General features: G+C 60.1%; 16 protein-coding genes. 2 read left to right on the plus strand and 14 right to left on the minus strand.

Going from position 1 to position 14,220, the window contains the following annotated elements:
- Window positions 1-10 precede the first annotated feature (10 nt).
- On the plus strand, window positions 11-214 hold the full coding sequence (locus ACT3TS_RS06545; RefSeq protein ID WP_444530693.1) for a cold-shock protein: 204 nt from the start codon (window positions 11-13) through the stop codon (window positions 212-214).
- A 102-nt stretch (window positions 215-316) separates the two neighbouring features.
- On the opposite strand, the gene ACT3TS_RS06550 is transcribed toward ACT3TS_RS06545, so the two are convergent.
- Both ACT3TS_RS06550 and ACT3TS_RS06555 read right to left on the minus strand, forming a co-directional pair.
- Complete coding sequence (locus ACT3TS_RS06550; RefSeq protein WP_444530694.1) at window positions 317-2,722, minus strand: bifunctional lysylphosphatidylglycerol flippase/synthetase MprF; 2,406 nt, start codon at window positions 2,720-2,722, stop codon at window positions 317-319.
- A gap of 110 nt (window positions 2,723-2,832) precedes the next feature.
- Window positions 2,833-3,822, minus strand: a complete 990-nt coding sequence (locus ACT3TS_RS06555) for an alpha/beta hydrolase (protein ID WP_444530695.1) — start codon at window positions 3,820-3,822, stop codon at window positions 2,833-2,835.
- A gap of 415 nt (window positions 3,823-4,237) precedes the next feature.
- Between ACT3TS_RS06555 and ACT3TS_RS06560 the strand changes: the two genes are divergently transcribed.
- Window positions 4,238-5,404: an IS30 family transposase gene (locus ACT3TS_RS06560; RefSeq protein ID WP_444530730.1), complete on the plus strand. Its 1,167-nt coding sequence runs from the start codon at window positions 4,238-4,240 to the stop codon at window positions 5,402-5,404.
- On the opposite strand, the gene ACT3TS_RS06565 is transcribed toward ACT3TS_RS06560, so the two are convergent.
- The 12 genes from ACT3TS_RS06565 to ACT3TS_RS06620 all read right to left on the minus strand — a co-directional run bounded on the left by ACT3TS_RS06565 (window position 5,390) and on the right by ACT3TS_RS06620 (window position 14,205).
- On the minus strand, window positions 5,390-5,728 hold the full coding sequence (locus ACT3TS_RS06565; RefSeq protein WP_444530696.1) for a hypothetical protein: 339 nt from the start codon (window positions 5,726-5,728) through the stop codon (window positions 5,390-5,392). The two genes, ACT3TS_RS06560 and ACT3TS_RS06565, sit on opposite strands and share 15 nt — an antisense overlap.
- An 87-nt stretch (window positions 5,729-5,815) precedes the next feature.
- Window positions 5,816-6,247: a DUF2550 domain-containing protein gene (locus tag ACT3TS_RS06570; protein ID WP_444530697.1), complete on the minus strand. Its 432-nt coding sequence runs from the start codon at window positions 6,245-6,247 to the stop codon at window positions 5,816-5,818.
- Window positions 6,248-6,257: 10 nt separating this feature from the next.
- Window positions 6,258-6,548, minus strand: a complete 291-nt coding sequence (locus tag ACT3TS_RS06575) for a F0F1 ATP synthase subunit epsilon (RefSeq protein ID WP_444530698.1) — start codon at window positions 6,546-6,548, stop codon at window positions 6,258-6,260.
- Between the two features lie 2 nt (window positions 6,549-6,550).
- A complete protein-coding gene (gene atpD, locus ACT3TS_RS06580; protein ID WP_444530699.1) occupies window positions 6,551-8,008 on the minus strand; it encodes a F0F1 ATP synthase subunit beta in 1,458 nt (485 codons plus the stop codon).
- Between the two features lie 51 nt (window positions 8,009-8,059).
- Window positions 8,060-8,953 carry a F0F1 ATP synthase subunit gamma gene (locus tag ACT3TS_RS06585; protein ID WP_444530700.1) on the minus strand — a complete coding sequence of 298 codons (894 nt, stop codon included), beginning with the start codon at window positions 8,951-8,953 and terminating at the stop codon, window positions 8,060-8,062.
- A gap of 69 nt (window positions 8,954-9,022) precedes the next feature.
- Window positions 9,023-10,660: a F0F1 ATP synthase subunit alpha gene (gene atpA, locus ACT3TS_RS06590; RefSeq protein ID WP_444530701.1), complete on the minus strand. Its 1,638-nt coding sequence runs from the start codon at window positions 10,658-10,660 to the stop codon at window positions 9,023-9,025.
- A 109-nt stretch (window positions 10,661-10,769) separates the two neighbouring features.
- Window positions 10,770-11,585, minus strand: coding sequence for a F0F1 ATP synthase subunit delta (locus ACT3TS_RS06595; RefSeq protein ID WP_444530702.1), 816 nt, complete (start codon window positions 11,583-11,585; stop codon window positions 10,770-10,772).
- On the minus strand, window positions 11,585-12,139 hold the full coding sequence (locus ACT3TS_RS06600) for a F0F1 ATP synthase subunit B (protein ID WP_444530703.1): 555 nt from the start codon (window positions 12,137-12,139) through the stop codon (window positions 11,585-11,587). Before ACT3TS_RS06600 ends, ACT3TS_RS06595 begins: the two co-directional genes overlap by 1 nt.
- A gap of 75 nt (window positions 12,140-12,214) precedes the next feature.
- Entirely contained in the window at window positions 12,215-12,430 is a 216-nt protein-coding gene (locus ACT3TS_RS06605) for an ATP synthase F0 subunit C (protein WP_038463392.1), read from the minus strand.
- Between the two features lie 87 nt (window positions 12,431-12,517).
- Window positions 12,518-13,330 (minus strand): F0F1 ATP synthase subunit A, encoded by an 813-nt coding sequence (gene atpB, locus ACT3TS_RS06610; protein ID WP_444530704.1) that lies wholly within the window; start codon window positions 13,328-13,330, stop codon window positions 12,518-12,520.
- A 97-nt stretch (window positions 13,331-13,427) separates the two neighbouring features.
- A complete protein-coding gene (locus tag ACT3TS_RS06615; RefSeq protein ID WP_444530705.1) occupies window positions 13,428-13,676 on the minus strand; it encodes a hypothetical protein in 249 nt (82 codons plus the stop codon).
- Window positions 13,666-14,205 carry a hypothetical protein gene (locus ACT3TS_RS06620; RefSeq protein ID WP_444530706.1) on the minus strand — a complete coding sequence of 180 codons (540 nt, stop codon included), beginning with the start codon at window positions 14,203-14,205 and terminating at the stop codon, window positions 13,666-13,668. The genes ACT3TS_RS06615 and ACT3TS_RS06620 overlap by 11 nt, the downstream gene beginning before the upstream one ends.
- Window positions 14,206-14,220 lie beyond the last annotated feature (15 nt).

Here is a 14,220-nt window from a genome sequence, read left to right on the forward strand (position 1 = left end):
GGAGAAAAGTATGGCACAGGGCACCGTCAAGTGGTTCAACGCTGAAAAGGGCTTCGGCTTCATCACCCCGGACAACGCCGAGGGAGATGTCTTTGTCCACTACTCGGAGATCCAAAGCGGCGGATTCAAGAGCTTGGAAGAAAACGCCCGGGTTGAGTTTGAGGTTGGCCAAGGCGCCAAGGGCCCTCAGGCCACCGGCGTAACAACGCTCTAAACTGGCGGCAACCACCCATCGGTTTTACGGGACAGCCCCCGGTTCCAACACCGGGGGCTGTTTTGTGCCCTGGGGCAGTTGGCGACAGGTCCGGACCCCGGATCAGGGATTGCGCAACAGTCTGGCCAGCGACCTGACCGACATGTTGGGCATATAGGCCTCGCCCACCGCCCGGCCGATGCCGGGGAGCGACAACGGATCCTGATACATCAAATACAGGGGCCTGTGGCGCGGCTTGAAGCGCTGCTTGAAGTTGGCGAGCGAGGCAAAGCCGTAGACGGGTTCCAGGGTGCGGGCAAGCAGTGCCAGGATCCGGTCCAGGTTTCCAACTTCCGCGTCGGCATTTGCGGAATTGCCGGCCAGGGGCGAGCCCGACAGCGATATGTACTCCACGGTGGCCGCGAAGTGGTGGACGGCCTGGGCAATGAGGTATTCCATCACCCCGTTGAAGGATCCTGCGTTGCGGCGCATGAAATCAAGCGTCCAGCTCACGACCTCCCCCTGTGCAAAAACCGGCAGCCAACTAGTCACCGCGTGAATCTTCCCGGAGTTGTCCACCGCCAGACAAAGCTGCACCGGATCATGCTTGAGCTCCTCAAGGCCGCCGAGGGTGAATCCGAGTTCGGGCAGTGCCTGGCCGGAAACCCAGTCCTCCGAGATCTCGTGGACCTGGGTGCGCTGGCCCGGTGTCAGGTCGCCGTAGCTGCACCACTGGGCAGTGACGCCAAGTTTCGCCGCCCTGTTCAACGCAGTGCGCACGTTTTGCCAGTCCCTGCCCTTGAAGTCCATTGTTTGAATGTCCAACAGTGTTTCCGCGGCAACCTGGATGCGCCGAAAGCCACGCTGCTCCAGCAGATCGGCCGCGGCATCCGACACAGAATAAAAACATGCCGTCAGGGACTCGTCGGAGCAATAATCGAGAAATTCGTCCACAGCACCTGCATATTCGGCCGCTTCACCCATGGGCCCGCCCACGGTGACGGCAACACCGCTGTGCGGCTGGTACGCCACGCCAACCGTCCCCGCAGCGTTGAACCAGTACTGGTTGTTGGGCCACAAGGTCATCCACGACAGCGAGTCTCCTCCCCGCCGCACCAGCGCCTGTGCCCTCCCCCGGTCAGCCGCACCGCTGTGCAGGTGCCGGCTGAGGAATACGGCCAGAATGCTCACCGAGCTGAGCACCCACAGCACCGGGCCGCCAAAACTAAAGAGAAGTTCGGAAAAGAAGCCGTGGGGATAAACGCTCGCCGAGTAGGTGAACGGAAAGGGATACGGCAGCACGATCCGGGGAATGCTTGCGACCAGGGCGACCAACCCGAGCGGATTGCGCAGGTTGCCCTCCACCAGCCACGCCACCGTGTATGCACCCACCAAAGCAAGCAAGGTGAGCGGCAGGAACACCAGCGACCGCCGCCGCAGTGCAGGATCGGGGTCCACCCGAAAATGCCTGCGAAACACCACCAACAGAACCGCTATGACCACCGGAACCAGCACGACGGGGAGGAGCTCCCACACGGACTCGTCGACGCTCAGGCTGCGGTGCCCCCGGCGCAGGGACAGCCCCAGCCCCGCAAAGACCTGAAAATAAAATGCCGAGACTATGCCGATGACTATGTGCAGGTAGACGGCGGCCCACAATGCCAGCCGGTTGCCGCGGCGCAGCCCTTCGGCACAGACAAGCAGCAGCACCATCGGCATCAAGGCCAGCAAATGCCCGCCCGATCCCAAAAGCCCCAGATTGTGCTCCATCCCGTGGCACGCCGCACTGGCAACCAGGCAACTCCCCTGCCACTGGGACAGCGTGGGATCCTGGCTCGTGATCCAGGTGCGCATCACTGCCAGCGGGCCCACAGGCACATGCGCCACGGCAGCAGCCAGCGGGCCAACTGCAAAAACTGCCACCACCATGGCCAGAATCGTCCGCACTTCACGGCTCGTGGACCGCCCCGCGGCACCGTGCCCGGCGGCCTTGAGAAAAAGCAATCCCAAACCCAGCCCCGCCACCGACCCAAGCAGGATAAAGATGTGCTGGGCGTGGCCCACATACACGCTGAGCATCAACGCCCCAGCCAGAATCAACACCCGCACCCGGCGCCGCCAGAGGAGGCTGATGCCCTGGCTGGCAGCCATTAAGGTACCCGCCGACGCCGCAAATGGTCCGAGCAACGTCGCCTGGTCCATCCCGGCAGGCATGTCGATCTCGGCGAGGCCGCCCAGACCAAGAGCCGCTGAATAAAATACGACGGCGGCAACCTGGACCGCGATGAAAAGTCCGGCCGTGCGCAGGGTGCCAAGCGTGGATTCGGCCAGACCCAGCACCGCTCCCAGCACGACAACTCCGAGAAGCGCGGCGGCGGTGCTGGAACTGAGGAAAACAGTGGTGAAGATGTTCCACCCATGCGTGCTCAGCAGGTCTGTGGACTGGTACCCCCAGTCGCCGGCAACCGTTCCGGGCAAGCGGTCAAGGAACGCCCCGGTCATCACGTGAACAATGATCGTGGCACCCATGAGGGCCGTACTCAGCGGGGCACGGCGCACCCAGCCAACGGCAGCGCGCGCAACCGCAGGCAGGAAAGGGGCCCTGCCTTTCGAAGCCCGGCCAGCCGTCCCGTTGCCGCTCATTCCAGGCCAATGCGGGAAAAGACAAAGCTGAGCCCCTGCGGCAGTGCCGCATTGACCACTGACCAGGAGTGCCCGCCGTCGAACAGGGCACTTCCAATCCTCATGCCGGACCTGCGTCCCGCCGCTTCAAGCACCCTCACATTGGCAGAATACGCGGCATCCTGCCTCCCCGAGGCAAACCACCCGTGAATCTCGGGAAATTTGTTGTGGGCCATCAACGTCAAAGGCAGCAGTGCATCAAACGCGGCAGTGTCGCCGTGGAAGGCCCGGCCAACCGTCACAGTCCGCTTGATCGCCAATGCCGGTTCCCTTTCCGGCGAAATGGACATGAACGTTTGGTACACGCCGGGATGGCGGGTGACCATCTGCATGGCGCAGGTGCCGCCGTACGAGAAACCGCCCACTGCCCAATGGGCCGGGTTCGTGTCGGCGTCGAGGTGGGTCTTGATCCAGGCGGGCACATCCTGGGACATGTACGTCCCTGCCCGGGCCAGATCCGAATCCATGCACATGGTATTGACCTCCTCGCTGCCGTTGGGGTCGGGAATGACCACCAGTGGCGCCACGCCCCCATGGGCCGCGGCGAAGGCATCAAGCTCCTGGACCAGCGTGGAGGAGCGCAGCCACGACTCAGGCGACCCGGGCTGCCCGCTGACCAGGACCAAAACTGGCAGCACGGGCCGAACGGTGGTGAAATATGCTGGGGGCAGATACACCACGGCATTGCGGGCCTTGAAGCCTGAGACAGTTCCGGGAATGGCTGCAGACAGTATCGTTCCCGAGGTGCCCAGCCCGGCTGGCGCGGTCCACCGCTCGCGCACCGGCGTTGACATATCGCGTGCTGCGGCACCGTATTGCACCGCCGGCGGGGCTGCCGTGGAGATCGCCGGCTGCGAATCCAGCACGCTGCCAACGGTGGGGTACTGGCCGAAGACGGCGTTTATCTGAACCCCGACAAGCAGGAGAACCACTAGGGTGGAGGCCACGGACAGGCCCCGGCGAAGCGCAGAGTTTCCGGCAGCCCTGCCTGGCCGGGGCGAGCGGGAGGAACGACGGCGGCGCAGGCTTGGGTTCCAGTGGTCGTTGCAACACCTAATCTTTTTGGGAGTTGCAACGACCATGTCGTCTTTAACGGAAAAGAACGTTTTAACGAAGGAATCTCCTGGGAGTCAGAGGCCATCGGGAGGGCCTAAGTATTCGCCGGAGCAGAAGCAAGAGTTCTTCGATCTGTTCGAGGCGATTGGCAACGTCACCACGGTGACAAACATCCTGGGCCTGAATCGGAATACCTGTTATCAGTGGGTAAGACGGGCAGGACTGGCACGTAAGCGTTCCGAACAGCCCAGCCGGGAGGATTTCCTGCGGCTTCGGTCCGAGGGGCTCACACGCCATGACGCAGCCATGAAGTTGGGCATTCACTCCACCACGGCGCAGGAGTGGGATGCCGGGATCCACAGGACAAAGAATGGCCGTATTTATCCCAATGGCCGGGCCGTGGACTATAACAAAGGAATGACTTCTCGCACTAACGCCTCTGGCTCTCCTCGAGCGACGTTGCAACGACTTGAACGCGTCATTGACAGTCGGTATCTGTGCTTGGCCGATCGGGAGGTCATTCACGACATGCTCTCCAAAGGGGCATCTTTACGAGCAATAGCCACAACCTTGCAGAAAAACGTCTCCTCGATCAGCCGCGAGATCAAGCGCAACAGCAGTCCGGTCAGTGGCTATCGGCCCTATGGTGCACACCGTAGTTCTGTGGTTCGGCGGCCACGACCTAAACCGTCAAAAATCCAGCACTGCCCGCGGCTGAAGTCCTTCATTAAAGACGGACTGCGCAAGCGCTGGTCACCGGAACAAATATCGAACAAGATGGTTCTGGAATTCCCCGACGATCAGGACATGCGTGTGTGCCACGAAACGATCTATCAAGCCCTCTACTTCCAATCCCGAGGTGAACTTCGTCGTGAGGTATCCACGGCGCTGAGAAGGGGTCGGACCCGCCGAATAACTCGTAAAAACCCGGAAGAACGCACATCTAGGTTCCGGGACCCGATGATCAATATTTCCGAGCGTCCAGCTGAGATCGAGGACCGTGCCGTGCCGGGCCACTACGAAGGGGACCTCATCATGGGCGCCTCCAATCAGTCGGCCATCGGGACCCTGGTCGAGCGCAGCACTCGCTACGTCATGCTCGTGCACCTGCCAGGTGACCACACCGCCGAAACAGTACGCGATGCCCTCATCAAGACCATGATGACCCTGCCGGCCCACCTGCGCGGCTCACTGACTTGGGACCAAGGCGTGGAAATGGCCAAGCACAAGGCCTTCAGCATCGCTACCGACATGGACGTCTACTTCTGCGACCCCCACAGCCCCTGGCAACGCGGATCCAATGAAAACACCAACGGTCTCCTGCGCCAATACTTTCCCAAAGGCACGGACCTCAGCATCTACAGCCCCGAAGACCTCGAACACGTCGCCCAAGAACTCAACGCACGCCCACGCAAAACGCTCGACTGGAGTACACCAGCCGAGCGCATGCGTGACCTACTATTGAACACCTAACCAACAACAGTGTTGCAACGACCCCACGAATCCGCCAAGGCGGCCTCCCGCCGTCGTGCTTCCCAAAACCACAACCCAGAGTGCCAGTGCAAGGTTGCCGATGACCGCTGCGGGCAGGTCTTCGGGCCACCAGTAGAGCACGTGGATGACGGCCCAGCAGGCGGCCATGGAGGCCAGCCAGGAAGCGGCCGCGGTTGCCGCGGCAAACAGCCACCAGCGAAGTGAGCGCCGGACCAGCAGGAAAACGACGGCGGCCGCTCCCAGCAGCTGGAATATGACGGGAAGGGGGCCGCTGGTCAAGCTCAGTTCGTTGATCCAGTTCACTTGGCCGCCGCACTCTTTGAGGGACACCCACTCAAAAAAGTGGAAGCGAAGTCATGTTAGCGGCACAGACTGGGAACTTGCCGGACCCTAACGCCAGGTGCCCACACCGATGTGCGGGCCGGCCTCCAGCCATGATGACAGGCCGGCGTAGGCGCCAAATTTCATGGCCAGGAGCACCTCGCGCCCTTCGTAGGACAAGACCACGATGACCACTTCCGGCGGGACCCGGGTCAGCTCCAGCTCGGTGGGTTCGCGGCGGCCCACCAGCACTATCTTGCTGCGCTGCATCGTCCGTGCGGGGAGGGGGCTTAACGAAAGGAGCCGGACCCATTCAAGGACCGACTCCTGATAACGACAAACCCCCATTGCCCAGCGATTGTTCGCTGTGCAAATGGAGGCGTCAACTGTGCCCAGGGTGCGCCGCAATGTCATGCGGCGCACCCCGAACAGGCACAGTATTACAACAACCAGCAGGAATGCTCCGGCCAGTGCGATGAACGGCATACCGAGTTCGTTCATCAATCGCGTGCTAGCGGATACCTGAGCCAGACGTTGCGCCGTCTTTCAACTGCGCATTGTCAGCAACGATTACAACCCGATTGTCATCAACCGAGAAGAAGCCGCCGTCCACCTCAACAAAGAAGCGGGATCCGTCAACAGGGGCGATTTCCAGCAAGCCCGGCGCCAAAACCGCGAGCAACGGGGTGTGACCGGGAAGAATGCCGATCTCGCCCTCGCTGGTAAACCCCTTGACCAGGGTCGCTGCACCCGACCACACACCGTGGTCGGCCGCTACGATTTCAACTTCCAGATTAGCCATGATTACTTCGTCGATTCCTGGATTGCAGCCCACTGACGCTCTACATCGTCCATGCCACCGATGTTGAAGAACGCCTGCTCGGCGATGTGGTCAACGTCGCCGTCACAGATCGCGGTGAAGCCTTCGATGGTGTCCGCAATGGAAACCGTGGAGCCTTCTTCGCCCGTGAACTGCTTGGCCGTGTAGGTGTTCTGCGACAGGAACTGCTGGATGCGGCGAGCACGCGATACAACGATCTTGTCCTCTTCACCGAGCTCGTCGATGCCGAGGATCGCGATGATGTCCTGGAGTTCCTTGTTCTTCTGCAGGATCTGCTTGACACGGACAGCCGTGTCATAGTGAGCCTGGCCCACGTACTGCGGGTCAAGGATTCGTGACGTGGACGTCAGCGGATCGATGGCCGGGTACAGTCCACGGGAAGCGATTTCACGGGAAAGTTCCGTGGTCGCATCCAAGTGGGCGAAGGTCGCGGCCGGGGCCGGGTCGGTGTAGTCATCAGCAGGCACGTAAACGGCCTGCATGGACGTGATCGAGTGACCCTTGGTCGAGGTGATGCGCTCCTGCAGGAGACCCATCTCGTCGGCAAGGTTGGGCTGGTAACCCACAGCGGAAGGCATGCGCCCCAGCAGTGTGGAAACTTCCGAACCGGCCTGCGTGAAGCGGAAGATGTTGTCGATGAAGAGCAACACATCCTGGTTCTGCACGTCGCGGAAGTACTCAGCCATGGTCAGTGCCGACAAGGCAACGCGCAAACGCGTGCCCGGCGGCTCATCCATCTGGCCGAAGACCAGTGCGGTGTCCTTGAGAACACCTGCTTCTTCCATTTCAACCCAAAGGTCGTTGCCCTCACGGGTGCGCTCACCAACACCGGCGAATACCGAAGTACCACCGAAGTTGCGGGCCACACGGGTGATCATTTCCTGGATCAAAACGGTCTTGCCGACACCGGCACCACCGAACAGTCCGATCTTTCCACCCTTGATGTACGGGGTGAGCAAGTCAATTGACTTGATGCCGGTCTCGAGCATCTCCGTGGAGCCTTCGAGGCTGGCAAATGCCGGGGGCTTGCGGTGGATGGGCCACCGCTCGGAGATGTTGAGCTCCGATTCCTGCACGTCAAGGGGCTCGCCCAAAACGTTGAAGATGTGGCCCTTGACGCCGTCGCCCACGGGCACGGTGATCGGGGCGCCCAAGTCCTGCACACCGGTGCCGCGGACAAGTCCGTCGGTGGCCTGCAGGGAAATGGCGCGTACGAGGCCGTCGCCAAGGTGCTGGCTGGTCTCGAAGGTGATGGTCTTGGTCTCACCGTTGAGAGTGATCTCGGTGGTGAGCGCATTGTAAATGGCGGGAATGCCGTCTGCCGGGAATTCGACGTCGACAACCGGGCCGATGACGCGCGCGATGCGGCCTGTGGCACCTGCCTTCGCAGCGGTTCCCTGCTCGTTAAGTTGGGCAGTCATCTCTCTCACTTCACTTGTGTGGATGGCATTGAATAAGTATTGATCGGGCTGCTAGGAGGCGTTGAGCGCGTCAGCGCCGGCAACGATCTCGGAGAGCTCCTGCGTAATTTCCGCCTGCCGGGCGTTGTTACGAAGTCGCGTGTACTTCTTGATCAGGTCGCTGGCGTTGTCACCGGCGGACTTCATGGCGCGCTGGCGGGCCGCAAGCTCGGAAGCTGCTGCCTGCAAAAGTGCCGCGAAGATGCGTGACTCAATGTACCGCGGCAGCAAGGCGTCCAGGACGTCTTCCGGCTGCGGTTCGAACTCGTACAGCGGCAGCAGCTCGGATGAAGACTCAACTTCTTCCTCCACCACTTCCAGCGGCAGCAAACGAATTACCGTCGGCTCCTGAACAACCATCGACTTGAACTGGGTGAAGACGACATGAATCTCATCAACCCCGCCCTCTTCAAAGTCTGTTGCGAAGTCCTCTAGCAGGGCCACGCGCAGTTCACGTGCTGTTTCGTATTCCGGGGCGTCGGTTCCGCCGGTCCACACCTTGGCGTAATCGCGGCCACGGAAGTCAAAGTACGCCTGCGCCTTGCGGCCGACCAAATAGGTCGAGACGTCCTTGCCTTCTCCGTGCAGCAATTCAATAAGGTGCTCTGCCTGCTTCAATACGCTGGCGGAGTAGGAACCGGCAAGACCACGGTCTGAAGTCATTACCAATACCGCAGCCCGGCGGATCTGTGTGGGCTCGGTGGTCAGCGGGTGGTCGACCTCGGACTGGGACGCAACGGCAGAAACGGCACGGGTAATCGCATTGGAGTACGGCAATGACGCCGTGACACGTACACGTGCCTTTCCAATGCGGGACGCAGCGATAAGTTCCATCGCCTTGAAGATCTTTTGCATCGACGTGGTCGATGCGATCTTCTGGCGGTAAACCCGTATCTGGGCTCCCATGTTTGTCCTTTCCTTACCCTTGTTCGGGTTGCCGGCCCCGTGGGGCCGGCAACCTTCTCAGGGATGGTGTCAGCGTTTCTGCTTGACGATCTTTTCCTGGTCAACGTCCTCGGAGGCAAGAGCACCGAACTCTTCATGGCCGGCGCCAACCAGTTGGTCGTCGCCCTCCGCGAAGAAGCCCTTCTTGAAGGAGTCAATGTTGGACTTGAGCGCGTCCACAGTTGAGGGTTCCAGCAGGTTGGTTTCAGCCAACGTGGTCAGGACCGACGTGTTGTGGCGCAGGTGCTCGAGGAATTCTGTCTCGAAGCGGAGGACATCCTCCACCGGGACGGAATCCAGGTAGCCGTTGGTGCCCATCCAGATTGAAACAACCTGGTTTTCGACCGGGAACGGCGCGTACTGGCCCTGCTTGAGCAGCTCCATCAAACGCGCGCCACGTGTCAGCTGCTGCTTTGTTGCGGCATCCAAATCGGAGGCGAACATGGCAAATGCCTGCATGTCACGGTACTGGGCCAGATCCAGCTTCAAGGTACCGGCAACCTTCTTCATGGCCTTGACCTGTGCTGCACCACCGACGCGGGAGACAGAGACACCCACATCGACGGCGGGACGCTGGTTGGCGTTGAAGAGATCCGACTGCAGGAAGATCTGACCATCCGTAATGGAGATGACGTTGGTCGGGATGTAGGCCGACACGTCGTTCGCCTTGGTCTCAATGATCGGCAGGCCGGTCATTGAACCCGCACCGAGCTCGTCAGAGAGCTTGGCACAACGTTCCAGGAGGCGGGAGTGCAGGTAGAACACGTCACCGGGGTAAGCTTCGCGGCCCGGCGGGCGACGCAGCAGCAGTGACACGGCGCGGTAGGCTTCAGCCTGCTTCGACAGGTCATCAAACACGATCAAGACGTGCTTGCCGGCGTACATCCAGTGCTGGCCGATGGCCGAACCGGCGTACGGAGCCAAGTACTTGAAACCGGCCGGGTCAGATGCCGGGGAGGCCACGATGGTGGTGTACTCCAAGGCGCCGTGATCTGCCAAGGTCTGGCGGACGGCAGCGATCGTTGATGCCTTCTGGCCGATTGCCACGTAAACGCAGCGAACCTGCTTCTTGACATCTCCGGAAGCCCAGTTGGCCTTCTGGTTGATGATGGCGTCAACGGCCAGGGCCGTCTTGCCTGTCTGGCGGTCACCAATGATCAGCTGGCGCTGGCCGCGGCCGATCGGGATCATGGCGTCGATGGCCTTCATACCGGTCTGCAGCGGTTCGTGAACCGACTTGCGCTCGGTAACACCGGGTGCCTGAAGTTCCAGGGCACGGCGGGTATCGGATTCGATCTCGCCCAGGTCGTCAATCGGCTGACCCAGGGGGTCAACGACGCGGCCAAGGAAGTTGTCGCCTACCGGCACGGAGAGGATCTCCCCGGTGCGGTGGACTTGCTGGCCTTCGGCGATGCCGGTGAAGTCGCCAAGGACTACAACACCGATCTCGCGAGTGTCCAAGTTCTGGGCCAGGCCCAGTGTGCCGTCTTCGAAACGAAGCAGCTCGTTGGCCATGACGGAGGGAAGTCCCTCCACCTTGGCAATGCCGTCACTTGCCGTGGTGACCCGGCCAACCTCGACGCGTTCCGCGTTGCCCGGTTCATAGGACGCTGCGAACTCATTCAAGGCATTGCGGACGTCGTCGGCATTGATGGTCAAGTCGGCCATCTGCAGTCCCTGCTCTCCTAAGTTGTGGCTACCGCCGCGATAGTGGCTGCGGTGGCCGAAATGTTTGATTCAGTCTGTTGTGGACTGGCTGTCAGGAAACTAAAGCTTCCTAGACTGCCAACCGGCGGCGAAGATCAGCCAGTCGTGTGGCTGCGGTTGCGTCAACAACCTCATCCCCCACAACAACCTTGATTCCGCCGACCAATGTCGGATCGATATTGACATTGATCTTCAATTCGCGACCGTAGAGATTGTTCAAGCCGGCCTGCAAGCGGTTCAACTGCACTGCGGTCAGGTCACGGGTGACACTGACGTAGGCAATCCAGCGCTGCTGGCGTTTGGCAACCAATTCCACGAAACGTTGCACCAGGGCCGTGGGCTTGAGCCCCCGGGGGGAAGTTACGGCCTGGCGGATCAACAGCGCGGAAACGTCGCCGGCCTCGGGGACAACCTTGAGCGCCAGGGCGCCCTTGGCCGAACCCGCAGCCTGTGCATCGTCAAATGCGCGCTGCAGTTCATGACTGGACCCAACAACTCGGATAAACGTGAAGAGTTCCTCTTCAAGCTTGTCCAGGTTGGCAGAACCGCCACCTTGACCTTCGGCAACCGCGATCGCCGAGGTTGCTGCCAAGACTTCCAGTGCATCGCCCAGGTCACGTGCCGAGCTCCAGCGTGAGGCAACCAGTTCCAGAAACACTGACTGTGCATCGGGGCTGACCTTGCCTGCAATGAGCGTGGTGGCCAGTGCTGCCTTGGCCGCACTCTCGCGAGTGGGATCGGTCAGGGCGCGGCGCAGGCCGGCGTTGCTGTCCAGGAGCTCCAAGATTGCAAAAAGGTCCTGGGCCAATGCGATCGACGCAGTGGCGAGCTTGGGTTCCAACGACTCCAGAGCCGCTGCCAATGACTTGCTCGATACACCTGCCATTACTTCGATGCACCCGCGTTCGACTGGTTTTCCAGATCGGCCAGGAAGCGCTCAACCACACGGTTGGAACGCGCATCGTCGTTGAGGGCTTCGCCAACGATTTTGCCTGCCAGCGATGTAGCCAAAGTGCCAACCTCGTTGCGGAGGGAGTTCACTGCGGCAACGCGCTCGGATTCGATCTGAACCTGTGCCTGTGCGGTGATGCGTGCAGATTCCTCTGCAGCCTTCGCCTTCAGGTCTGCCAGGATCTGGGCGCCTTCTGCACGGGCGGTCTCACGGATGCCATTGGCTTCCGTGCGAGCGTCCATCAGCTGGGCCTTGTACTGCTCCAAGAGGGCGTTAGCTTCGGCCTGGGCCTCTTCCGCCTTCTCAATTCCACCCTCGATGGCCTCTACACGGTCCGTGTATGACTTCTCGAAGGTGGGTGCGATGTATTTCTTCACCACAAAGAGCAGGACAGCGAAAGCCACAGCTGTAACTAGAACTTCCCACCAGTTCGGCAGGAGCGGGTTTGCACCCTCACTAGCAGCGAGGATTACTTCTGCGGTAATCATTTCTCACTTATCCTTATCTGATATTCGTCCATGAAAATTTCAGCCCCGAAAAGACAGGACAAAAACGACTTTGGACTAGACGCCAACGACGAAGGCGAAGACCAGACCAAGGATGGCCAGTGCTTCTGCAAGGGCGAAGCCAAGCAGTGCGATGGGCTGCAGGATGCGCTGAGCTTCCGGCTGGCGTGCTACACCGTTGATGTAAGCAGCGAAGATCATGCCAACACCAATAGCCGAGCCAATTGCGGCCAGGCCGTAGCCAATCATGTTGAGCGAGCCGTGGAGTTCCATTTCGTTCCTTTCAAGATACCGGCGTTGTGCCGGCAGGTTGTGAGGTGGTTCTATATTCGAGAAAACAAAGGTGGTGCGGAGAAAGAATTAGTGTGAATCCGCGTCCAGGCTGCCCTGGATGTAGATTGCGGTCAGCAAGGTGAAGACGAACGCCTGCAGCACCATGATCAGCAGTTCCAGGCCATACATGGCCACCGAACCGGCGATCACTGCGACGCCGGTGGCGTTGAGCAGGATGTTGTCTTGTTCCATGATCAAGTACTGCGCGCCGCTGCCTGCCAGGATCACAATCATGTGGCCGGCAAGCATTGTTGCCATCAAACGCAAGGAGTGCGTCAGCGGGCGGACAATGAAGTTGGAAATGATTTCCAACGGCACAAGCAGCGGCAGGATCCAGCCAGGTACACCTGAAGGAACGACTGCCAGCTTGAAGAAGCGGATGCCATTCTTTTGCACGCCAACAGCAATCCACGTGAAGTAGATGATCAAGGCAATTGCATAAGCACTGCCGGCGTGGGAGAAGGAAGGCAGCTGCAGGAACGGAATGGCGCCAAAAATGTTGTTCAGCAGCACAAACAAGAACACGGAGAAGAGCAGCGGCACCCAGGGGCGGAAGTTCTTCTCACCCATGATGTCGCGGCCAACTGTGTTGCGCGCGAAGCTGTAGAAGCCTTCGGCGAAGAACTGGACTCGGCCCGGAACCAGTTTCGGGTTTCGGATCGCGACCTTAAAGAACACAGCAATCAGTACCACCGACAAGATGACCATGATCATCTGCTTGCCAATCCCGGTGCCGTATTCGGCCATCCAGGGAAGGATGTCTGGGAGGTGGGTGTCGCTAATCGTCGGTGGAATGAAGCCACCGTCATTCGAGGCCATCGGAAGCGCAAACGCGGTCAACGCGCTGTCCTCTCTGCAGTTTCGGTCATAGGGCAAGTGTGGTGGTCCATCAAAAGATGATCAGCACCGTGAAAAAGTCTGATGGTGGGATTCATTGCTAGTTGCCATCATCTTGGCGACCATGCCGTTGATGATGTCGTGCCAGGTAATATCCGCAGACAACCCCAACGGGTATGGCTGCGAACACAATCCATGACGTTTGCAACAAAAAGTCCAGTCCCCACCCTATCAAACCCCAGAGCAGGATTCCGCCAATAATGTAGGTGTAGTCCAGCTTCCCTGCATTGTTCTTCGGCGGAACCACCACGTGCTGGCGTTCATTGTCGTCAGGCTTCTTAGTTGTCATGTGCAGGATCCTTTGTGTCGCCGCCCGCCGGCAATTCCCCGTCCGGACGAATATCTTCCGACGGAATTTTCGCGGCTGGTTGATCGAAGATCAGGAAGCGCTGCCTGCTGAAGATGACAACCTCGGTGGCTTGCCACAGCAAGACACAAACCACTGCAGCTGCGGCAAACCAGGGTTTGTTCAGCCAAGTGGGTGTGCCAAGTGCAAACAGTACGGCGGCGAATCCAACCACCTTGACGAAATATGTCATCACGAAGATGCCCATCACCGCCTCCGGCATTCTCCTGCTGAAGATGTGGCCCACCAGCAGGCTGAGACCGAAAAAGGCCACCACCAGAAGGGAACCAAACAACACGCTGAGCACGCCGTCCGAGTCGGTGAAGACAAAAGCCAGAACCACCATGAGGACGACGGCAATGCCGTCAACCAGAAGACACTTTTTCAGGATGTTCCAGCTGGGGCTCGCAGAAGGACCAGAAGCCGCCAAATGACCGCGCACAGCACCGCCGGCGGCATTTTTGTCCTTCATGGGAACTCCATCGTC

The sequence above is a fragment of the Specibacter sp. AOP5-B1-6 genome (assembly GCF_052376555.1).
In the GTDB taxonomy this organism is placed as follows: domain Bacteria; phylum Actinomycetota; class Actinomycetes; order Actinomycetales; family Micrococcaceae; genus Specibacter.